At 36.2% G+C, this 23,549-nt stretch carries 17 protein-coding genes; 7 read left to right on the forward strand and 10 right to left on the reverse strand.

Features of this window, described 5'->3' with window-relative positions; translation table 11 throughout:
• Positions 1-109: 109 nt before the first annotated feature.
• The gene (locus SAGCYANO_RS21500; RefSeq protein ID WP_202221927.1) at positions 110-1,048 is read right to left on the reverse strand and encodes a glycosyltransferase family 2 protein; all 939 of its coding nucleotides are present in this window, start codon (positions 1,046-1,048) and stop codon (positions 110-112) included.
• Between the two features lie 365 nt (positions 1,049-1,413).
• Between SAGCYANO_RS21500 and SAGCYANO_RS21505 the strand changes: the two genes are divergently transcribed.
• Entirely contained in the window at positions 1,414-2,049 is a 636-nt protein-coding gene (locus SAGCYANO_RS21505) for a TenA family protein (RefSeq protein WP_375339971.1), read from the forward strand.
• 1,557 nt (positions 2,050-3,606) lie between these two features.
• On the opposite strand, the gene SAGCYANO_RS21510 is transcribed toward SAGCYANO_RS21505, so the two are convergent.
• Positions 3,607-4,914 (reverse strand): pentapeptide repeat-containing protein, encoded by a 1,308-nt coding sequence (locus tag SAGCYANO_RS21510; RefSeq protein WP_202221928.1) that lies wholly within the window; start codon positions 4,912-4,914, stop codon positions 3,607-3,609.
• Between the two features lie 502 nt (positions 4,915-5,416).
• Between SAGCYANO_RS21510 and def the strand changes: the two genes are divergently transcribed.
• The 4 genes from def to SAGCYANO_RS21530 all read left to right on the forward strand — a co-directional run bounded on the left by def (position 5,417) and on the right by SAGCYANO_RS21530 (position 11,694).
• Entirely contained in the window at positions 5,417-5,983 is a 567-nt protein-coding gene (gene def, locus SAGCYANO_RS21515) for a peptide deformylase (RefSeq protein ID WP_202221929.1), read from the forward strand.
• A gap of 605 nt (positions 5,984-6,588) precedes the next feature.
• Entirely contained in the window at positions 6,589-6,789 is a 201-nt protein-coding gene (locus tag SAGCYANO_RS21520) for a hypothetical protein (RefSeq protein ID WP_202221930.1), read from the forward strand.
• A gap of 264 nt (positions 6,790-7,053) precedes the next feature.
• A complete protein-coding gene (locus tag SAGCYANO_RS21525) occupies positions 7,054-8,421 on the forward strand; it encodes a PrsW family glutamic-type intramembrane protease (protein ID WP_202221931.1) in 1,368 nt (455 codons plus the stop codon).
• A 981-nt stretch (positions 8,422-9,402) separates the two neighbouring features.
• The gene (locus SAGCYANO_RS21530; protein WP_237396477.1) at positions 9,403-11,694 is read left to right on the forward strand and encodes an ABC transporter substrate-binding protein; all 2,292 of its coding nucleotides are present in this window, start codon (positions 9,403-9,405) and stop codon (positions 11,692-11,694) included.
• Positions 11,695-12,119: 425 nt separating this feature from the next.
• Here SAGCYANO_RS21530 and SAGCYANO_RS21535 read toward each other — a convergent pair whose 3' ends face one another.
• The gene (locus SAGCYANO_RS21535; protein WP_202221932.1) at positions 12,120-12,380 is read right to left on the reverse strand and encodes an NUDIX domain-containing protein; all 261 of its coding nucleotides are present in this window, start codon (positions 12,378-12,380) and stop codon (positions 12,120-12,122) included.
• A gap of 672 nt (positions 12,381-13,052) precedes the next feature.
• Here SAGCYANO_RS21535 and SAGCYANO_RS21540 point away from each other — a divergent pair.
• A complete protein-coding gene (locus SAGCYANO_RS21540; protein ID WP_202221933.1) occupies positions 13,053-13,745 on the forward strand; it encodes a PEP-CTERM sorting domain-containing protein in 693 nt (230 codons plus the stop codon).
• Between the two features lie 345 nt (positions 13,746-14,090).
• On the opposite strand, the gene SAGCYANO_RS47880 is transcribed toward SAGCYANO_RS21540, so the two are convergent.
• The 4 genes from SAGCYANO_RS47880 to SAGCYANO_RS21555 form a co-directional block, all read right to left on the reverse strand.
• Positions 14,091-14,216, reverse strand: a complete 126-nt coding sequence (locus SAGCYANO_RS47880; protein WP_255502639.1) for a hypothetical protein — start codon at positions 14,214-14,216, stop codon at positions 14,091-14,093.
• A 1,135-nt stretch (positions 14,217-15,351) separates the two neighbouring features.
• Positions 15,352-15,549, reverse strand: a complete 198-nt coding sequence (locus tag SAGCYANO_RS21545) for a hypothetical protein (protein ID WP_202221934.1) — start codon at positions 15,547-15,549, stop codon at positions 15,352-15,354.
• Positions 15,550-16,105: 556 nt separating this feature from the next.
• A complete protein-coding gene (locus tag SAGCYANO_RS21550) occupies positions 16,106-17,290 on the reverse strand; it encodes a hypothetical protein (protein ID WP_202221935.1) in 1,185 nt (394 codons plus the stop codon).
• Between the two features lie 8 nt (positions 17,291-17,298).
• Positions 17,299-18,135: a hypothetical protein gene (locus tag SAGCYANO_RS21555; RefSeq protein ID WP_202221936.1), complete on the reverse strand. Its 837-nt coding sequence runs from the start codon at positions 18,133-18,135 to the stop codon at positions 17,299-17,301.
• 2,422 nt (positions 18,136-20,557) lie between these two features.
• On the opposite strand from SAGCYANO_RS21555, the gene SAGCYANO_RS21565 reads away from it, so the two are divergent.
• Positions 20,558-21,652 (forward strand): glucose-1-phosphate thymidylyltransferase, encoded by a 1,095-nt coding sequence (locus SAGCYANO_RS21565; protein ID WP_202221938.1) that lies wholly within the window; start codon positions 20,558-20,560, stop codon positions 21,650-21,652.
• A 129-nt stretch (positions 21,653-21,781) separates the two neighbouring features.
• On the opposite strand, the gene SAGCYANO_RS21570 is transcribed toward SAGCYANO_RS21565, so the two are convergent.
• The 3 genes from SAGCYANO_RS21570 to SAGCYANO_RS21580 all read right to left on the reverse strand — a co-directional run bounded on the left by SAGCYANO_RS21570 (position 21,782) and on the right by SAGCYANO_RS21580 (position 23,460).
• Complete coding sequence (locus tag SAGCYANO_RS21570; RefSeq protein WP_202221939.1) at positions 21,782-22,078, reverse strand: hypothetical protein; 297 nt, start codon at positions 22,076-22,078, stop codon at positions 21,782-21,784.
• Positions 21,996-22,448 (reverse strand): putative Ig domain-containing protein, encoded by a 453-nt coding sequence (locus SAGCYANO_RS21575; protein ID WP_202221940.1) that lies wholly within the window; start codon positions 22,446-22,448, stop codon positions 21,996-21,998. Before SAGCYANO_RS21575 ends, SAGCYANO_RS21570 begins: the two co-directional genes overlap by 83 nt.
• A 175-nt stretch (positions 22,449-22,623) precedes the next feature.
• The gene (locus tag SAGCYANO_RS21580) at positions 22,624-23,460 is read right to left on the reverse strand and encodes a hypothetical protein (RefSeq protein WP_202221941.1); all 837 of its coding nucleotides are present in this window, start codon (positions 23,458-23,460) and stop codon (positions 22,624-22,626) included.
• Positions 23,461-23,549 lie beyond the last annotated feature (89 nt).

The following is a 23,549-nucleotide window of genomic DNA, read 5'->3' on the forward strand; positions in this document are numbered from 1 at the left end:
CTTTCTTCTTCCTTTTTTCTTCTTCTTTCTTCTTTCTTCTTTCTTCCCTCCTGACTCCTGACTCCTGACTCCTCGGTCGTTATTTATAACTGTTCAACCGGACATGATATTAATTCTTATCCTCAAATCCTGCCACTTCAGATAAAGTATAAAGAGGTCTACCTTTAACTTCTTCATAAATACGTCCGATATATTCTCCTAAAATTCCAATACTTACTAATTGTACTGCTCCTAAAAAGAAAATTGCCATGATAATTGTTGTCAAACCAGTTAATGGTGAATCTGGATAAAAAATCCGCCAATATAACACTAAACAAGCCATCAATAAAGCCACACAAGCAGCAAATAATCCTACATAAGTAGACAGTCGTAAAGGTACTTTAGAAAAAGAGACTAAACCATTAATTGCTAAAGCTAAAGATTTGGCAAAAGTATATTGAATATCACCAGCAAAACGAGGTTCGCGCTCAAATTTAATTGCTGTTTGTTTAAAACCAACCCATGCTCTTAAACCTCGAATATAACGATTAGTTTCTGGCATTTTATTTAACAGATCCACTACACATCTATCCATTAAACAAAAATCTCCTGTATCAATGGGAATTTCTACATCTGCTAAATGTTTTAAAATCCGATAATATAGAAAAGCAGGCAATTTTTTTAACCAACTTTCTTGATGTCTTTTTGTGCGTTGAGCATAGACAACTTGATAACCTTGTCGCCACTTTTCAATTAAGTCTGGAATTAATTCTGGTGGGTCTTGCAAATCTCCATCTAAGACTACAATAGCTTTCCCCCTAGCAAAATTTAAACCAGCAGTAACAGCAATTTGATGTCCGAAATTACGGGCAAAACTTAAGTAACAAATTCGAGAGTCTTGTTGATGTAATTCTCGGAGTATTTGTAGAGAGCGATCGCGACTCCCATCATTAATTAAAATTAATTCTACATCTCCATCCATTCTATTGAGAATGGTACTCATACGCCGATATAATTCTGGGAGATTTTTCTCTTCATTATAAATAGGAATTACTATAGAATATTTCATAACAGAAGAAGGAAGAAGGAAGAAGGAAGAAGGAAGAAGGAAGAGGGAAGAGGGAAGAAGGAAGAAGGAAGAAGGAAGGAGAAAGAAATAATAATTTCCTCATTATGTAGGGGCGAATGGCATTGGCTAGCGCCAAGCTCCGCTAACGCCCTCTTGATTTAGTGTTCGTGCGTAAGTCCTGTAAAAAAATAAAGAGGGAAGCAGGAATAATTTCCTATTAAAATATATTTTCCCAGAAATCATATCACCCTTTCCAACCAACTATTGTAGTACTTTAGATGGAACATATTTACATTTTTGGAGATGTCTAATAATATTGATTGAAATATAATACCATGAGATGAATTTTCGGGAAATGAAATATTATGATATCAAATAATTTATGGAAAATAAATCAACAATTAGCAACAGTCTGTTTATCCCATCCTTTTGTGCAAGGAATTGCTGACGGTACACTGCCTCATAAAAGTTTTGCCTATTATGTGGGGCAAGATGCTTTTTTCCTCAGAGCATTTGCTCGTGCTTACAGTATTGCTGCAGCTAAGTCCCCAGATTGGAAAATATTTGAACTGTTTCATACTCTCGCAGGTGCGGTGAAAGAGGAACTACAACTGCATCAAAACTATGCTGCTAAATGGGGAGTAAATCTAGAAACTATTACGCCAGGATTTTCTACACGACGTTACACAGATTTTCTGCTAGCAACAGCATGGAGTAATAATATTGGAGCGATCGCTGCAGCAATGACTCCTTGTATGCGACTTTATGCTTTCTTGGGACAACAGTTAGCTACACCAGAAATCCCAGAGCATCAATATTCTGAATGGATTCGTACTTACAGCAGTCAGCAATTTGAACATTTGACGCAAAAGCTGGAGAAAGTGATAGACAGTTATGCAGACAATATTCAAGAAGCAGAATCAACCTACTGTTATGCCATGCTCTGCGAACGAGATTTCTTTCAAGCAGCTTGGGAAATGGGAGCTGAAGTCAGAATTTAGAATTCAGAATTTAGAATTCAGAAGCGATCAGGACTTACACAAAATATCAAATCATACACCACCTGTAGGGGTGATTCGCGTTTGCGCAGCATCTCCGTTGGAAATCGCCCCTACCAGATTATGGTGGTTCTGCCTAAATCCTGATAAATAATTATTCTCCAACGCCAGCAAAATTATAGTAAAGTATTCAAATATATAGAGAGACCAAAAAGAATAAGGAACCTCTAGAAGCATTGGCGTCGTCATCTCGGTGACCAAGGTAGGGAAGTTGCCTCTAGCAGTTACCCAAAAGTTGACGAATATAGTTAAGGACAAGAAAAACATGAACATCAAAAAGATATTCGGTATGTTCATAGCCCTAAGTGCTGTATTGTGTATTATATTAGCGTTGCTAGTTAATGCTTTAGCTGCGGAACTGAAGAGCATACCCCTGTCTGCCTCAAATGGATACAAGATTGCTAGCGGTTCGACGATTCCAGGCCGGACATCGTGGGTTGTCTACCCCCCAAATAGTATATATGTAGATATCAATACCCGCAAGGCAGGCTTTAGCGAAACTCCACTTTACTTCACTTCTATCGGTGGTGACCACAGCCATTTTATGACTCAGGGCGCTACCTCAATCTACAGGCCATCGCCGACGGGATTCCGTGTGTACATATACAAAGGAGAGCTCAAATTTTCTCTGACTCCCGATAAGGCGAATAGCCTCTTGTGGCATATTAACTGGATGGCGATCGGTAAGTAAGACTCAGAGTGCAACGGCAAACTGACGCTAGCTGATAGACTTTCCAAATATCCCGATAACCTTCCTAAAGCTAAGACTTCAGGAGGGATTTAATATTTTCAAGACTTATGCAGAACCGCCATATCTAGTAGGGGCGAATGGCATTCGCCCCATACAGATAGTGTATTATCTAAAAATTTGGGTAAGTCCTGATTGTAATCTCCTTTGACATCCTCCCCGGCCTAAAGGCACGGGGATTCCTACTAAGCCGTAGCTCCTCGGCGGGTTGACGCTTCACCGGGTGCTGCTTCCTTGACGGTAGTCTAACGCTTCCCTCCACATCCGTTTAGAGTTTCCGAGTGCCCCTCGGCAACTAATAACAGTCTAGCATATATTCAATTCACTTGCAAATAAAATAAAAAGTCGCCCTACAAGGGCGAGGCTTTAAACCCAATTTTTCGGTAAAAAGATAGATACAGCAGTTTTCAGGTCAATGAACCAGAAAAAAGTGATAACCCTTTAAGGACGTTGCATACAAGGTCTCTACATTATGCTCTACTCAAATTACATTAATGTCAGAGGGTTTAACTCAATTAATCAAGACTGTACAGAACTCTTAAAACTCCTGAAAACTATTGTCAAATTAGCCAAATCAAATAATTATCACAGGACTTACGCAAAATGTGAAATTATACACCAATTGTAGTGGGCGCCATTCGGAGCTTTGCGGAACGCAAATGCCATTCGCCCCTACTAGATATGGTGGTTATGCGTAAGTCCTGTATCAATTATTAATTATTAATTATTCATTATTCATTATTCATTATTAACTAACGCCCCAACTTATTCGGAATACCTTCACAACCACCAGGTATCTTTCTCCTACTTTTTTCCCCAGACCAAGCACAACAATAATAACGTTGTTCGTCAGACAACTTCTTGACTACATTAAAGTCAACATTTTCTACCACTGCACCAGTACAAATACCTGTTTGATAATTAGGTACATGAGTACGACTACGAGGAGTAGCAGTTTCTGCACTGCCATAGAAAAATCTCGTTCCCCTCAAGTCAGCACCCACCAGACTTGCTTCATACAAAATAGTACGGGAAAAATTAGCTTTTACTAAGTCACAATAACTAAGATTAGCTCTGACAAGATTAGCATCACTTAATTCTGTCCACCGCAAATCTGTTTTTGCCAGGTCAGCTCCTGCTAACATTACTCCTAAGTCAATCACACGAATACCATATTCCCTATCTTCCGCATAACCCCCATTACCATCTAAAATAGGCCGACCAAGTTGCCGATCGCGCTTAATCGGTGTTATTAGTCTAGACTGAGATAAAAATCTGAGAATTTTCGCTTTACCTTCTCCATCTACACTTTTAATAATAGCTGCTGTACGTCCTTCAGCGATCGCTCGTTCCTGTGGCCAATCTTCCAATAAACCTTTTTCATCCATTGCCAAATCGGAAACTCCTTGAAAGTAAGCATCAATGGTTTGTTGTTGAGTGATGCGGTTTTGCTGAATGGTCAAATCTTTGGAAATAACATATTGTCGCCAAGCTACATATACAGCAATAATCGCAATTAAGATTTGACCTAAAGCTCCGATGAGTTCGCCCACCGCTCCAATGGCATCCCAGTTAATCTGAATATTACGAGTACCTGGTTCTTGGTTTGCTCCACTTAACATTAGTAAGCCAACAATAGCGGTTAAGATACCAAAGCAAGCAATAATCAGGTTACGCCAAACTGGAGGAATCAGGGTTTTCCAGACTTTACCCCAACTAGGCCAAATCATTCTGATGGAAGCTACCATTACCACAACTGCACTGCTATAACCAAGCAGTACATTATCTATGGCTAACCCCAGAATCATTAACGCAATTGCTGTCAGGGAGACAATGGACGCAATTCGATTCTTTGGCCCTTCATCTACTTGATTGTTTGCCAAACCATTGAGCTGGGTGGGAGAGGAGGGTAGCATTTTTTCTATTTCGTTGTCTACCAAGTTTAATTGGTCTATTGATGTTTTTACAGGAGCGATCGCTGCTTTTGTGCCATTAGAATTTTCTGAGGTAGGACTGGTGTTTGGAGAATTAGCTGGAGAAGAGTTTGAATCATTATTCATAGAATTTTTAATTTTGATTTTTTGATAGACAATTAATTAGTTAAGTTTTTGTAATATCTATCAGGAGCCAGAAAGATGAGGAAAGATGAGTTATATCAATAATTTTACGGGTAAGTTTGGCTAGAGTTTAGGTTTTATATCAATTATATTGGGACTAAATCTATCAAGACATTAGAAGTCAAAAGTCAAAAGTTAAAAGTTAAAAGTTAAAAGTCAAAAAATATTGGTTAATCTAAGACTCAGTCCAAATTTAGAAGTCAAAAGTCAAAAGTCAAAAGTTAAAAGTTAAAAGTTAAAAGTCAAAAAATATTGATTTAGGACCCAGGGGGTTTTGATTAATTAATATCAGGACTTTGACTTTGAGTAGGATGTCATAAGTTGGCTTGACTATTCATGACTCAAAGGCCGTGTATATTTTATTAGGTATTAGGATAGATAGATAGATAGAGGTACTGTAAATACCTCTGTTTAAAATTTAGCCATTTTTTGTAAATGTAAAATTATGACAACTTCTGAAATTTTAGTTAAGAAAGAAAAATTAGAGAACCCACCTTTGGAAATAAATTATTTGGGCGATCGCTCTTTGCGTCAGTCAGCGAAGCGCGTGACTAAGGTAGATGATGATATTCGGAAACTGATACGAGAAATGCTCCAAACTATGTATAGTGCTGATGGTATTGGTCTGGCGGCTCCCCAGGTGGCTGTCCAAAAACAAGTCATTGTTATAGACTGCGAGCTAGATAATGCTGCTACGCCCCCTCTAGTTTTGATTAATCCTACGATTAAAAGGTATGGTAAAGAAGTTTGTCTTTTCCAAGAAGGGTGTCTGAGTATTCCTGGGGTTTATTTAGATGTTAAACGTCCGGCAATAATTGAAGTTGCATACAAAGATGAAAATGGTCGTCCCAAAACCCTTCAGGCTAAAGAATTATTATCTAGAGCAATTCAGCATGAAATGGACCATCTTCAAGGGGTGCTATTTGTAGACCGAGTAGAAAATAAATTGGCACTGAATGAAGAGTTGACTAAGCATAAGTTCTCTCCTAAAGCTGTTAAATCTGTTACTTGAAATAGCAGTCAGCGGTCAGCGGTCAGCTATTCCTACGGAATGCTGCGCAAACAGCTTCTCTGGTGTCTTTATATAGGGGATACTCAAGAGAAGCAGCTCCGCGTCTACAAACTCCCATAAAAGACGCACCACGCGCTTTTTCAAATATAGTGGGGGACGCCGAACCCTTGGATTTTTAGCTGAAGTCCGCAGTTCCTCTGCAAGAGGCTAGCTAAATGCTGGCAAGGGTCCCATGACTATCACGAAAAGCTAATAGCTAGTTAAAGTCTGGCAAAATTAATAGACATCTCGGAGTAGGGAGTAGGGAGTAGTAGGGACGTTGCATACAACATCCCTACAGAATAGGAGAAAATAATTGATGATTTATGTACGGTAATTGATTTTATAGCAAGGAACGAGTTGGTGTTTGACTTATGTTGATGATGAATCTTAGGCAGAGAAATTCTTTTCCCACTCTTGCCTTTTGCCTGTTCCCTGCTATATTTTTGATTTTTGGAGATGTCTAATACAAAAGCAATAGTCCAAAAGTTGAAGATTTATCAGTTCTTAACTTTAGTGCTTATCATAAAAAATTAAAACAGTCAATATTTTTGGAGAAGAAAGTTATGGTAGGAACTCCTAAATCAACATTGCTTTTGGGTGGGTGTTGTATAGCAGCGATCGCAGCAGTGGGTTCTATTTTTGAGTTATCCTCTGGAGAACCAGAATTAGGTGGCCTAGTAACAGGAATAATTTTGAGTCTGAGCATTCCTCTAGCCACTTTACTCTTTTATTTAGCAATTCAAGACGCTAAAGCGAATCAGTAGAAATTAAGCAATGAACAATGAACAATTTTTGGCATTGCTGAATTAAGGTATGAAAGTAGGTTTATAGGTATGGAGGGAACATTTAACATAGAACAGGGAACAGTTAATATTAACAAGTAGTTTAAACCATCCAAAATCCAAAATCCAAAATCCAAAATCATCAAATCATACCCAGAATCAGCAACACCCAATTTTTAATTGATAATTAATTGTTCATTGCATACAAATAATTATTTTGACTAAAAATTTTAAAGATATCTAAAAATGGCATTTCTGCGACAACTGTCTACAAGAGGGGTATATGAGGAAAAACTCATAAAAGAGTATCTATCTGAGACAGAGGAGGTAGTGCTAGGACGCGATCCCAGGTGTCAAATTGTCCTAGAGACAAAATTTTATACAACGGTTTCTCGCCGTCATGCCCTAATTCGTATTCATACCAAACAGGCCAAAACTACTGGTTTAGTATGGGAAATCTGCGACCTCAATAGTTCTAATGGTACTTATATTAATGGACGAAGAATACAGGGAAGTCAAATTCTACAGGTGGGCGATCGTATTAGTCTGGGCTACAAAGGGCCGGAATTTATTTTCGATAATTTATCCCACCAAAAATCAACCTCATTAGTATCACCATCAGTCAACCCTACTTCACTTCCTGTTAATTCTGTTGGCAGTGCTAAAGTTGAAGATGTTGGAGATACTGACTCGATAACTTTGACCCAGTTATTTCCTATTGCTTCTACAGGAAAGCAATTAGCTAAAAAAGCCTATCTTTATCCAGGTATTATCACTGTATTTTTTGTGATTTTAATGTTTTTAACCGTGGGTAAAGCAATAGCTTTTAATTTTTTATTAGCAGCTTATATTGCTGGTGCAGCTTATTATTTTGTTTATCAACTTTGTGGCAAAGAAAAACCTTGGTGGGTATTATTCGGATCATCTTTAACCACTGTTTTTATCTTATTAAGTCCAATTTTAACATTGTTTATTGGAGTATTTCGTTTTATACTTCCTGGTGATATATCAGTAAATCCTCAGCAAGTTGGCTTTCTTGATTTCCTGATTAGAATGTTTTTTGGCGCGGGATTAATGGAAGAGTTGTTAAAAGCATTACCCGTGTTTTTAATACTATTAATAGGTCGTAATTTACCTTCTCCCTGGCGGAAGAAAATTGGTGTTTGGGAACCTTTAGATGGAATTTTATTAGGAACAGCTTCTGCAGTAGGATTTACTTTATTAGAAACTCTGGGACAATATGTTCCGAGTATTGTGGATAGTGCGAGTTTACAGTTGGGAGTAGATGCGGGTCAATTGGTAGGATTACAATTGTTAATTCCCAGAATTTTAGGTTCAGTAGCTGGACATATGGCTTATAGTGGTTATTTTGGTTATTTTATCGGATTAAGTGTTTTAAAGCGTCGTAATAGTTGGTTGATTTTAGGGGTTGGGTATTTGACTGCATCTATTCTTCATGCTTTATGGAACGCTTCTGGAGTTTTAAATATATTTCTTTTGGCTTTTGTGGGAGTGATTTCTTATGCTTTTTTGGGGGCGGCTATTTTAAAAGCGAGAGTTCTTTCTCCTACAAGAGATGAAAATTTTGCTACTCAGGTTATCATTAACAAATGAAATTGTATTGGAGGGGAAAAAATAGTATTCACTATAGCCTATAGGTTTTGGCTTTGTCATCATATTACCGAAAAATTTAGGTATAAAGCCTCTCCATTCATGGAGAAAAAAGGAAAAAAATCCATCGATCCAATCCTCTTATTTATAAGAAGAGGTAACTCTAAATTCTAAATTCTTAATTTTTAATTCTTGAAATTTAGTTAGCCCCATAATTTGACTAATTTCACCAGAAGTTATTTGATTTTATTTGATAGGGGAAAATGTTGATAGAGTGCTTCTAATCCTTAGCTTAGGTAAAGTATTTTTTTTATTCCTTATTCCTTCCTGTTCCCTAAAATCCCAAACTTGTATATCTCACTAATTTTAAAAATTTTATATATAAAGATATTACCCAGTTAAATATATTTAACTGAGTGATAAAACCCACATTCCGTACTTTAATTTGTAACATGAAAATTAGTATAAAATCCTTAGGTTGCTTAAATATTTATACTATATAAATTATCTTCATTTACCTCGATCAAGAGTCAAATTCTCAGTTAAATATTAAGCATAAATACTTATTGAATTGTTAATTCCTATTGACCACTATAATTTTCTTCTTAATGCATGACTTTTGAATGCATGACTTTTGACTTAGATTTTTATGCTACATTTTGTGGTGCGGAATGTGGGATAATAAAGATGCCTAGTTTAAGCTTTGAAAAGCCGTTTGAGCGCTATTTATTTTTCTACGTCCTCCGATCATACAGCACTTTCCACTGCTATGGGTACAGCCCGAAGATGCCAAGATTGCCTCACTGCAATATTTTCACCATTTACCTTGTAGATCATTTGCCCGAAATATGCTGTAAATTACAACTTTGAATTAATCAAGAGTTGCTTAAAATTGGTGTGACTTGACTAGCTTTCCTATACTTTACTGATTCACTACCCATGAGATGAATTGATAAGAAAATGTTTAGAGAAATCTAGAGGAAAATGATCCCAAAGAAAAAATTGATAATTTGGCTGCTAACTATGTTCTTAACGGTGATAGCAGTTATAGTTATTACTAACCTTCAGGAACAAAATCAAAAAAATATAACAATCGCGATCGCTGCTCCCTTAAGCAATACCGGACAAGTGACACAAGAATTAGGCAAATCGATGGTTAGAGCAGCGCAACTCTGCATCGATCAGGTAAATAAAGCTGGCGGAATTGAAGGTAGGAAGGTACAACTAAAAATTTATGACGACCAAGGGAAAATAGACGTAGCAGAGAAAGTAGCTAGAGAGATTGTCGAATCTCCAGCGATCGCCGTCATTGGTCACTATTCTAGTAGCACATCTCTGGCAGCTGGAAAAATTTATCAAGCTGCTGGGATTCCAGCAATCAGTGGTTCAGCAACTGCTGATGCAGTAACCGCCGACAATGATTGGTACTTCCGCACAATTTTTAACGACAGCTTTCAAGGCAAATTTATCGCTACTTACTTGAGAAAAGTTCTAGGATATTCAGAAATTAGTATTATTCGGGGCTACGATGTTTATGGTTTAAACTTAGGAAGAACTGTTGAAACAGCTTTTCGAGAATTAGGAGGAGAAATAGTAGCTCAGTGGCAACTACCAACAAACCAAAACCTTGCAAGCGATCGGAGCATTATCGAAGAATTGCAGGAACTCAAAAAGTCTGATCGATTTCCACAAGCAATTGTGTTAGCTACTAATCGTGCTCAAGTGAGAAGCTTACTCAGGGAAATCAAAAATCGCAATCTGAATTTATCCCTATTTGGTGGTGATGACATAGGTGATGTAAGTATTGCTCAATCCTTTAGTAACCTTCTTAAAGAACAAGAAACTCCAGGCTTCTTTACCAATGGCCTTTACGCCACAGTACCAACTATGTATGACGTGGCTAATGATCGAACTCAACAATTTAGGAAAACATTTGAAGAAGTTTACAAAATGTCCCCTGGCTGGTCTGCTGCTTCTTACTATAATGCTACCACCGCAATTGTCGAAGCTATTCATCGTACTCTATTAACAGAGAAAGATTTAGCAAAATCAGCTTTTACTGGTAAAGATATTAAAAAAGATCGTTCTAGGGTTAGAGAGGGTTTGCTTCGGATCAACAGTCCCGATACTGCTGTCGCAACAGGAACAAAAAGATTTTACTTTAATAGGAATAATACTGTTACTTTTCCTCCTAGTGTGGGAATTTTTGACCGTGGTCAGCTTGTATCGGCTTTTACCCAACTACAAATAGTTCCCAATATCGAGGCAATTTTAAATTCAGAAGCCAAAATCCCTAGTGAGAATATTTTACAAATAGGGCAGCAATACTTGCAAAAAACTGACATTGTTTATGTAGGTCTTGACATCAACAAAGTTAGCTATCTAGACGAGAAAAGTTCAACCTATCTTGTGGATTTTTATTTGTGGTTTAGATATAAAGGTAATCTGAATCCTGATCAAATTGAGTTTAGCAACTATGGAATTGATCGCTTAGACTCTGGAGAAAGGTTAGCTATCGAAGAACCAATACAAAGGGGGGAAGACAATGGAGTTAAGTATAAAATATATAGAATTAAAGCCGATTTTCACGAAGAGTTTGATTTTCGCAATTACCCCTTTGATAAACAGCATTTAAGTGTAAGATTTCGACATACAGAGTTAACAAGAAATCGGTTGATTTATGCTATTGACTTAATTGGTATGCAAGATATTACTCGAAAGGAATTATTTAACCAGTGGAAAGAAAAAGTTTTCAACGAAATTACCTCTTGGACACCTACAAAAATAACTTTTTTCCAGGATACTTTAGTAAAAGATTCTACACTAGGCTATCGGCAATTGATCGACACTAAGTCAAATTTAGAATACTCCCAGTTTAATGCTGTGATTGAGATTAAAAGGAAATTACTCAGTTTCAGTATCAAAAATTTGCTGCCTCTGTGGTTTTTTATTGCTGTGGCATATCAGTTTTTGTTTTTGCCTTTCGATCTACTCTCAGCCGAGTTATTGAGTGGGCTATTACTAGCGGTTGTATTTTACCATTTGAGTTTACTAGATGCTCTGCCTGATGGAGTGGGTTATGTTGTTGCCCTTGACTATGCTTTTTATTTAGTTTACCTCTTATTTGGGTTAGAATTAACCCTAGTAACAGTAGGGTCTAGCGACAAGTTTAAGAATAATGAAGCACAGCGTAAAAAGTTACTCTTGTTAGGGAGAGTGCTGTTCCCAATGATTGTGTTCGTTGGCTCTATATGGCTTTATTTGCTGTATGTATAGCACTGTTCGATGGCCGAAGAGATATTCTAGGGTTTGCGCTCAAAAGTCTTTTTTAAGGAGTAGGGGAGTAGGGGAGTAGGGGAGTAGGGGAGTGGGGGAGTGTGGGAAGAAATTACCAAAAAATTGGGTTTAAAGCCTGCCCTTTTAAGGGGATAATAAATAAAAATTTTCCTGTTCGTCAATCCTCTTCTTTTCAAGGAGAGGTAATTCGCGCATTCTAAATTTTTGAAAAAAAAATATATATCTTCGCCATTACTATGCAGGATTACCAATTTATCTACCAAACTAAGGCCATAAAACCTGGACAAAAAAATCATTCAAAATCTTGTTACATTGAAATGCCAGTTGATTTTGGTCTAATTCATCTTTAGTAAAATAAGCTAAACGCTGACCTTCATTAAGTTTAATTTGCTTTAAATCTAAGTCTATTTGCTTCCAGAAAACGTAATGTTCTCTATCATAAATATTGTACTTTTGAAAAAGTTAATATCTGTTAATTCAATTTCGATTTCTTCTCTTATTTCTCTGCATATACATTCTTCAGGAAGTTCACCATTTTCAATAAATCCTCCTAATAAATTCCAAGTATTAGGAAAAGGAATAGAGTTTTTATCATCCCTAAGTACCAGCAAAATTTCATTATTGCTATTCAATAAAATAATTACAGAACCTTGAATTTTATTCATATTTTTATCCTAATTAAAAAGTTGCAAGATTTTATTGTAGGGGTTTAGTCTTCAAACCCCATTTTTACTTGGGTTGGGAAACCAATATAGTTTTTTTCACGAATCATTTTATGTTGCTATAGCGATCGCCTCATTCCTTCATTCTAAATCTAAAATCCTTCTTATATTATTTGCTAACTATCAGAAAAAATTAATCAGCTTTTTACAAATTAAGTATTTTTCACGTTTTTGTGAAAACTAAGTAAAGATGAAAATTCAGTGATAATACTACTCCTTTTTTAAAATAATTGTTAAATTAAATCTAATAAATCACTTAATAAAGTGAATCTTCAGGGTAAATGTTTGTATTTGCTTTGGTGGGTTACAGCGTACATTAAAGCAGGAAAATTACAGTCATAATCCCGCCCAACTAACCCTACTAGAGCGTCAAGCTTAAAGTAGTGGAATAGATTTTTGATGTCAAGCTTTGAAAAATTAGCATCCTACCATTTTCCTAAAGTAACATTTAAGGCTTGACACGGCACTACAAGGGCTTAAGTTTTTGTTTATAAACAGTCTCTAAATGAAAATTTAGGGATTACATTATCGAAGTTCACATCTGTATCAAGCTTTATAAAAACAGGTGAGATAAACCTTCCATTTCCTAACTATATGTACAAGGAGTCAATAATTATGAAAATTGGAACTACATTCAGTAAATTATTAACAGTTACTGGAGGATTAATTGTTGCAGTAGGAGCTAGTGGAAATGCTCATGCAGCAACACTAGGTGTTGAACTGGTGCAAAATGGCAATGCGGAAACAGGAGATACTACTGGATGGTTAAGCACAGGTATAAATACTGTTCCCACTTCGGCACCGTTTTTGTTACCTTCTCCAGTAGATATTGGTTTATTTTCTTTTACAGGTGGCACAGGTCCTGCTGATTCTCAAGCGTTGCTACAGTCAATAGATGTTAGCTCTCTAGCTCTGCAAATTGATGAGGGTGATATTGTCTCTTCGTTTAGCGTTTTATTACAATCTCGTAGAACTGATATTGCAAAAGCAACCTTATCATTTTTGGATGAAAGTAACAATGTACTTGAATCAGAAATTTTTATTGATAATACTGTTGCGAGTATCTTTGACTGGAATCAATTTGTTGATGAAAGAATAGTACCTGTACAAACCCGTTCTATAGAAATTATTCTTGATTCAAGTCGTAGTAATGCAGGCATATCTTCTGATAGTTTTTTTGACGAAGTTTCTCTAACCCTTAATTCGTCGGACAATCAATCTGTGCCAGAACCTACATCTGTACTAAGTTTAATTGGTTTGGGTGTTCTAGGTTTAGGTTCACGTTTACTAAAGCGAACATCACGGTAGTAAATCTGTGCTGTACCTGTAAGGAAAAGTTTTGGTAATTTCGTTTAGTCAGTTTTTCCACAAGAAAACGTCTGATATACCAATAGTAAAGGTAGGGGTTTAGTCACCGAACCCCTACAGAAGATTAGCTATGTTGAAATAATGGTCTTGTGTAGAAGCCACTTGGTGTATTTGTCTGAAGTTTCCCAATTTCCCATCCATCACTCCTGAGTGAAAAAACACCAACATTCTCATTCTATGAAGCTCCTGGAAAAATCGCGCCTCAAAGGATTTTCGGTTCCATCCTCACAATTTTTGTGATATTCTAAAGCTTAGATGGAGTTGCTCGCCCCTACACATGACTTTTTATTCAACTAAAATTCCCGACTCAGAAACAACCAGATATTCAGGAATTTTTCCCGCAAGCAAGAGTAACGCAGAAATATTTTCATCTTGTGTAGCTTCCGGTAAATGTTTGTTTTGCCTCGTCAAAATTTTCCATCCATCACTTCTGAGTGAAAAAACACCAACATTTTCATTTTATGAAGCTCTGAAAAAATCGCGCTTCAAAAGATTTTCGGCTGCATTCTCACAATTTTTGTGATATTCTAAAGCTTAGATGGAGTTGCTTGCCCCTGCACATGACTTTTTATTCAACTAAAATTCCCGACTCAGAAACAACCAGGTATTCAGAAATTTTTCCAGCAGGCAACAAGAGTAACACAGAAATATTTTCATCTTCTGGAGCTTCCAATATCTTTGTTTTGCCTCGTCAAAATTTCCCATCCATCACCCCTGAGTGGAAAACCACCAATATTTTCATTCTCGAAAGCTCCTAAAAAAACGCGTCTCAAAGGATTTTCGGTTGCATCCTCACAATTTTTGTGATATTCTAAAGCTTAAATGGAGTTGCTTGCCCCTATACATGACTTTTTATTCAACTAAAATTCCCGACTCAGAAACAACCAGGTATTCAGAAATTTTTCCAGCAAGCAACAAGAGTAACACAGAAATATTTTCATCTTCTGGAGCTTCCAATATCTTTGTTTTGCCTCGTCAAAATTTCCCATCCATCACCCCTGAGTGGAAAACCACCAATATTTTTATTCTCGAAAGCTCCTAAAAAAAAACGCGCCTCAAAGGATTTTCGGTTGCATCCTCACAATTTTTGTGATATTCTAAAGCTTAGATGGAGTTGCTTTCCCCTGAACATGACTTTTTATTCAACTAAAATTCCCGACTCAGAAACAACCAGGTATTTAGGAATTTTTCCAACAAGCAGGAGTAACGAAGTCAGAACTCAGAACTCAGAACTCAGAAGTTATTTTTGTAAAGGGGATTTGAGCAACTCTCCAAAAACCCGATCACCGATCAAGGCGGGGTTGCGCGACCCAATCCTGTTTGATAATACAGAAGTATTTTCATCTTGTAGAGCTTCAGAGAAATGTTTGTTTTGCCTCGTCAAAATTTCCCATCCATCACTCCTGAGTAGAAAACCACCAACATTTTCATTCTCTGAAGCTCATAAAAAAATTGCGCCTCAAAAGATTTTCGGTTGCATCCTCACAATTTTTGTGATATTCTAAAGCTTAAATGAGGTTGTTCGCCTCTACAAATGACTTTTTATTCAACTAAAATTCCGACTCAGAAACAACCAAGTATTTAGGAATTTTTCCCGCAAGCAAGGAATCGCAGAAATATTTTCATCTTGTGGAGCTTCAGAGAAATGTTTGTTTTGCCTCGTCAAAATTTCCCATCCATAACTCCTGAGTGTAAAACCACCAATATTTTCATTCTCGAAAGCTCCTAAAAAAACGCGTCTCAAAGGATTTTCGGTTGCATCCTCACAATTTTTGTGATATTCTAAAGCTTAGATGGGGTTGTTCGCCCCTAAACATGACTTTTTATTCAACTAAAATTCCCGACTCACAAACAACCAGGTATTCAGGAATTTTTCCAGGAGGCAGGAGTAAGGAAGTCAGAAGTCAGAAGTCAGAAGTCATTTTTGTAAAGGGGATTTGAGCAACTCTCCAAAAATATTTCGCTTTAAAAGGCAGGGTTGCGTGACCCAATCCGGTTTGATAATACAGAAGTACTTTCATCTTGTGGAGCTTCAGAGAAATGTTTGTTTTGCCTCGTCAAAATTTCCCATCCATAACTCCTGAGTGGAAAACCACCAACATTTTCATTCTCTGAAGCTCCTGAAAAAATCGCGTCTCAAAGGATTTTCGGCTGCATCCTCACAATTTTTGTGATATTCTAAAGCTTAGATGGGGTTGTTCGCCCCTACGCATGACTTTTTATTCAACTAAAATATGCTAAAAAGTATAAATCTTGGAAGATAAAAAGTTAAATTAGAACCAACTCCAGGCAAATAATTATCAGTAGTTATCTCCAGAAAATTTTCTCTCGTAATCAACAATAAGATTATTGATTACCCATCCACATTTATCCGTTAATTCATCCCTATCAATAGTCATATTTTCCAGAAGTAAATAAACCGAATTTTTACCAGCGAGTGAAAAATTCAAGTCAGAAAAATCTCCAGGAAAATAATTATTGGCAGTTGTCTCAAGCAAATTTCCTTGCTCATCTAAAGAAGAAAATGCAACAGACAAACCATCACATTCTTGATTCAGAAAATTTAGTTGACCAGTAATTTTTACTGATTCAGATACTTGCCCTAAATAGAGAAAATATTTAGAGGTTTGTTTAGTAACATCCGAGGGGTCTGTCATTAATTTATAACTATTTTCAGAAGTTTGAATAACTGCCGAATAATTATATGTAATATAAGGAGATTGATTTAAACTCATCCAGTCTAACTGTCTACCTGGACGTTGAGGAATTTGTTTTTGTACTGCTGATAAAGTTTGTACAGCAGTTGCTATAGAAGTAGGGCGAAATCTTTGATAAAAACTGACAGTAATTCCACCATCTAAGATAAATTCTTCTGGCAATTTTTGGAAATCTTGAGCAATGGGAAAATTTTGAGTAAAAGCATCATAGACAAATTTAACTAAATCTTGTTGCCCTGGTTTTAAGACTTGTTCATCAGTTAATAATACTTTCTGAAATGGGTGAGCAATAACTATATATTGTGCTTCTAATAATTCTGGCAATGGGTAAGTATCACGGGTGTCGATGTGTGGTTTACTTATTGCTCTTAAATTCGACCAACTTTCAGGATTAATTATCCGATTAGCGTTTCTAATAATATTGGCATTAAATAGATTTGAAGAAGCAGCTACATATACTAATTCTTTATTTTTGGCTAATTTACTTAGATAATCACTCAAACGTAAAACTTCATCATAGTCGGAACGAATTAACGGAGAAAAATTAGTGGCAAATAATGGTCGTAGAGGATTATTAAATTTGCCAATTGTAGTTAAACCAAGGACAAAATTTCCAAGTAACAATATTCCCGTGAGAGTTAAAATGATTAATCTAGTTTTGTCTCGGAAAGTATTAATGGTCGTCCAGATAAATGAAGCTAATCCTAAAACTATTATTGGCGTGAAATGTAGAGAGTAATGAATATTGCCATAACGGAGTAAAATCAACCATTCACCTAGAGAAAAATTCCGAATAATAAGAGAAAAATAGTAGTAGATGGAATTAAAGATTTTGTCAGAACACCAACAGAAAATCCTGTGGCAACTAATAGTAAAGTTATTAATCCATAAAAACAGGCATAACGCCAGAAGATGTCAGGTATTGATAAACTCCAAGCAGCATAGAGAGTTCGATAATTTTCTGTCAAAGAACTTTGGATAAAACCCCAAGCAAAAATTGATATAGTCAGGAAACTACTGAGAGAAATCAGACTAATTTTTATGGCACTTTCTAAAAGTCTTTTCCAGGAATTATTGACAGAATTGAAAGTAGTCAAAAAGTTAATTATAGTTTGGCAACTAACAGCAGCAAGAAAAGCTATTGCGCTATAAGCAAAATGTCTCCTTAAAACAATAGATATTCCTAAACATAATCCAATCAAAGGAATTTGCCACCAAGCAGTCAATCTAATATTTTGTAAGTAAATTAAAGTTGCCAATAAAATAAATAGAGTCGCTCCAATATCAGGATATCCTCTCAAACTAGGACTCCAGGTCATAGGTATTAGTAGAGCGATCGCTACTGTTGACCAAAATACCCACCGAGAAGGAACTGGAATTAATTTTGTTGCGATAGAACCGAGCAGCAAACTAAATGGTAATAAATAGACCAGATTAATACTCAGAATATAAACAATTCTTTGATTACCAAACAGATAAAGAAATGGGATTAATGGCAGGACGACCAAATAATTTTTCTGTTGAGATAAAGAACCGAAAATATCATCAATAGCTCTTTGAGGTGATGATCGAAATAAATTTGTTAAATTATTTGCTGCGTTCTGATATCCCACAAAGTCCCACCAATAAATTGTATGTTCATTGGATATATATATAGATGTTATGACCGTAATTATCAAAACTACAATGAAGAAAATAATGCTATTAATCTGAAAGCTAGACTGTGAATTAAGTTTAGTATTTAATGATTTTAAAAAAGAGTTATTTTTCATATTTATCCCGAAATTAGATAGCTGTGTTCTTGCCATATAATTCTATTTAGCTAATATCAAACTTTTCTTAATTTTACCGAATAATTAAGGTTAAAATTCTCTCCTTTAAAAGAGAAACAATGAATTAATTTTCCTTTTATTCAATCCTATCCGTTTTAGGTAGAGGTAATTATCAATTATCAATTATCAATTATCAATTATCAATTATCAATTATTGAAGCTCTTATTCTATCCTTGAAAATACTATTTATAGTAATTCCCAAGAAGCGTGAGGTACAAAATTCCTTTGTTGTGCGGGGGTAGGGAGTAGAGAATAGGGAATATAAAAGAAGAAAAACAACTGTACCTCCAATTGATTCAAAATTTTCCCACAGAAAAAATTTCTTATTTTTTTTGCCATTTTCCCAAGATAGTCACAATTAATTGATGGATAATTTTCCCTGATGAGGGAGAAATTTTTTCCCCTCCTCAGTAGTGGAGTTTTTTGGCAAAATTTCACAGAACTTTCCCACAGAAAAAATCTCTTATCCTCTGTGTCACTTTCTCAAAATAGTGAGAATTAATTGATTCAGAATTTTCCCTGATGAGGGAGAAATTTTTTCCCCTCCTCAGTAGTGGAGTTTTTTGGCAAAATTTCACAGAATTTCCCCACAAAAAATCTCTTATCCTGTGTGTCACTTTCTCAAAATAGTGAGAATTAATTGATGGATAATTTTCCCTAATGAAGGAGAAATTTGTCTGTTCTTCAGTAGTAGAGTTTTTTGGCAAAATTTCACAGAACTTTCCCACAGAAAAAATCTCTTATCCTCTGTGTCACTTTCTCAAAATAGTGAGAATTAATTGATTCAGAATTTTCCCTGATGAGGGAGAAATTTTTTCCCCTCCTCAGTAGTGGAGTTTTTTGGCAAAATTTCACAGAATTTCCCCACAAAAAATCTCTGACCCTGTGTATCACTTTCTCAAAATAGTGAGAATTAATTGATGGATAATTTTCCCTAATGAAGGATAAATTTGTCTGTTCTTCAGTAGTAGAGGTTTTTGGCAAAATTCACAGAACTTTCCCACAGAAAAATCTCTTATCCTCTGTGTCACTTTCTCAAAATAGTGAGAATTAATTGATGGATAATTTTCCCTAATGAAGGATAAATTTGTCTGTTCTTCAGTAGTAGAGGTTTTTGGCAAAAATTCACAGAACTTTCCCACAGAAAAAATCTCTTATCCTCTGTGTCACTTTCTCAAAATAGTGAGAATTAATTGATGGATAACTTTCCCTAATGAAGGATAAATTTGTCTGTTCTTCAGTAGTAGAGGTTTTTGGCAAAAATTCACAGAACTTTCCCACAGAAAAAATCTCTTATCCTCTGTGTCACTTTCTCAAAATAGTGAGAATTAATTGATGGATAACTTTCCCTAATGAAGGATAAATTTGTCTGTTCTTCAGTAGTAGAGGTTTTTGGCAAAATTCACAGAACTTTCCCACAGAAAAATCTCTTATCCTCTGTGTCACTTTCTCAAAATAGTGAGAATTAATTGATGGATAACTTTCCCTAATGAAGGATAAATTTGTCTGTTCTTCAGTAGTAGAGGTTTTTGGCAAAATTCACAGAACTTTCCCACAGAAAAATCTCTTATCCTCTGTGTCACTTTCTCAAAATAGTGAGAATTAATTGATGGATAACTTTCCCTAATGAAGGATAAATTTGTCTGTTCTTCAGTAGTAGAGGTTTTTGGCAAAATTTCACAGAATTTCCCCACAGAAAAAATCTCTTATCCTCTGTGTCACTTTCTCAAAATAGTGAGAATTAATTGATGGATAACTTTCCCTAATGAAGGATAAATTTGTCTGTTCTTCAGTAGTGGAGTTTTTTGGCAAAATTTCACAGAATTTCCCCACAGAAAAAATCTCTTATCCTCTGTGTCACTTTCTCAAAATAGTGAGAATTAATTGATGGATAACTTTCCCTAATGAAGGATAAATTTGTCTGTTCTTCAGTAGTGGAGGTTTTTGGCAAAAATTCACAGAACTTTCCCACAGAAAAAATCTCTTATCCTATTTATCACTTGACAAAAATAGTCACAATTAATTGACTAATAGTTTTTTCTTCTTCCTTCTTCCCTCTTCCTTCTTCCTTCTTACTTCTTCCCTCTTCCTTCTTCCTTCTTACTTCTTCCCTCTTCCTTCTTCCTTCTTATGCTAAAGTGAGAAAAAATTCAGCCCTAAGAACAAAAACTACAACAAAAATCCGCAATTGGAAATATTGATATGAAAGCATTAATTCTCTCTGGTGGAAAAGGTACAAGGTTACGTCCTCTTACTTATACAGGAGCAAAGCAATTAGTACCAGTTGCGAATAAACCTATTTTGTGGTATGGAATTGAGGGTATTATCGCAGCAGGTATTACCGACATTGGCATTGTTATTAGTCCAGAAACTGGAAAAGAAGTACAAGAATTAACAGGAAACGGTGAAAAATTCGGGGCTAATATTACCTATATCCTGCAAGAGCAACCTGCTGGTTTAGCTCATGCTGTAAAAATTGCCCAACCATTTTTGGCAGATTCTCCTTTCATAATGTATTTAGGAGATAATATTATTGAAAGTCAACTAGAACAATTTTTAGATACTTTCAAAAAAGAACAATTAGATGCTTTAATTCTGCTGCGAAAAGTGCCTAACCCCACAGCGTTTGGTGTTGCAAAAGTAGATGAAAAGGGAAAAGTTTTAGGGTTAGTAGAAAAACCAAAAGTTCCCCCATCTGATTTGGCACTGGTGGGAATATATTTCTTCTCAAATAAAATACATAATGCCATTGCTAATATTAAACCTTCAGCTAGAGGAGAATTAGAAATTACTGATGCTATTCAATATTTAATTGACCAACAAACATCCGGTGCAGATAAAGAAATTTCTGTTGAAGCGCGTACCTTAGAAGGTTGGTGGTTAGATACAGGTAAAAAAGATGATTTACTTAGTGCTAATCAAATTATTTTAGATACTCGTTTAACTAATTCAATAAATGGGGAAATAGATTCTCAAAGTCAAATTATTGGACGGGTAAAAATTGGTGAAAATACTAAACTAATTAATTGTAGTATTCGTGGTCCGGTGATTATTGGAGAGAATTGTCACCTAGAAAATTGTTTTATCGGTCCTTATAGTAGTATTGCCGATAATGTGACTTTAATTGATGTTGATCTTGAGCATAGTGTGATATTACAAGGAGCAAAAATTATTGAAATTCATCAACGTATTGTTGATAGTTTACTCGGTCGTCGTGCCCAACTAATTAATGCTCCACAACGTCCTAAAGCATTACGGTTTATGATTGGAGATGATAGTCAAATAGAACTAACATAATCAGACTTTATAGCATAGAGTTAATTTTGGCATAAGCTTATGGTATTGAGCCATAAGCTTATGGGAGTCATTGAGAACTCGGAGAATTAGAAATTATACCGAGAGCTTTCTGCCATGTTCACAACTTGACTATTGACATAATTGAACTTTTACTGCATCAATGAGGAAACCAAAACCATCCTCTTTCTCATTAAGGTTATCAAAACTCAAAGTAGCGCTAGTTGTAGTAGCTTCAAGTTTGTCGTCGGTATAAGTCTGCCATACAGCATCTTTCTCTGTTTTCTCCAGATTGAGAACATTCTTATTTCCCCAACGAACGTTTAGTATATTTTGTATGGAAGAATTAGCTTTGAATCCAAAGGAGAGTTTGTATTTCTTGCCGATCTTTGAAAGTTTGGTTTGCTGCGCCAACAGGAGGAATACCACTCAATTCTCCTGTATTGGAATCTACAGTTAACCAACTAAGGGAAGAAACTGAACCAAAACTATAGCTAAGTGTGTCATTATCACGATCGCTGAAATACCCATCTAGTTTCAGATCGTATTTGACACCCTCTGTAGCTGATTCACTAATAGATGTCTGATTAGCTTTAGGAGGTTGATTAACTGACTTAACTGTTTGGATGAATCTCATTTCACCGAGAAGATAACCATCAAACTCGCCATCAATCATACTTACTTGCAAACCAGCAACCTTACTACTGTCATCATCCGTAGCAAAACCAAAAAATTCATCTCCCCGTCGATGATTACTAATATCAAATCCGTTTAATTCGGCACGTAAAAAATGTTCCATCTTCAACGATTACCAAATATTTCTCCCCTCCAGGGAGGGGTTAGGGGTGGGTCCCCATCCCCCATCCTCCCATATTCCCCTCCAGGGAGGGGTTAGGGGTGGGTCCCCCATCCCCACATTCCCCTCCAGGGAGGGGTTAGGGGTGGGTCCCCCATCCCCCCATCTCCCCATCTAATTACACCGATGCTACCGGATTTGATATAACTTGACCTAAAAGCTGACCTTGGCGATCGTACACTTTAATTAATGTATGACCTATACTATCAAAGCCCAAAACTCTGACACCAACACTAGCTACATCTTTATCAAAAAGGGCGCTGTAAGCAGCGTGATCTTCAGTATCCAAAACATAGCCACCTGAAGCAGTGCTTTCTTCTTTTGTACGACTAGAGCGTACAACAGCTGTGGAAGCTAAAGATAGAGGAGAAGAAGAGTCATTAACTATACAACCAAGTTCACTAGAAAACCCACAATCTTTGCTAGTTTCGTCAGAATAACCTTGCCCTTCAAAGAAAGCTCTAAAGCTTATGGTTGGAGCTTGAGACCCTGCACCATAGTCCTTGGGTTCATACTTTACTGTCCAGAGATCAGAGGTATGTTCTTTGAAAGTAATATAACCTGTAGAATTCTTGAAAGCATCTGTATATACTAGATGTACACCATTCAACTTGGCATCAGAATAAGTGACAGTTTTTGGCTTAACATTAGCTTGGTAAGCTTTTTGAATAAAACTTAAGTCACCAATTTTGAAGCCTCTCACTTCTGGATTAACTAAGCTCAACTGTATGCCAGCAATTTTGTCAGTATTGTCATCAGTGCCAAAACTAATGAACTCATTACCTGTTTCTTGATTGCTAACTTGTTTGAGTAGAGTACCCTGGCGATCGAAAAACTTAACTGCTACACTACCCACATTATCCAACCTCAATACGGATACTCCAATAGCTGCCACATCTTTATCAAACAAAATACTATAGGCAGCATTATCCTGAGTTATCAAAGCACGGTTCATTGGAGCTAGCTTCCTGCGCGTGCTGACGCAATGCTGCGCAAACATTGAAGAACACTGACCTCAGTCTGCAACTTATCTTCGAGAGCAGG

Source organism: Okeania sp. KiyG1 (assembly GCF_014132355.1).
Classification (GTDB): Bacteria; Cyanobacteriota; Cyanobacteriia; order Cyanobacteriales; family Microcoleaceae; genus Okeania.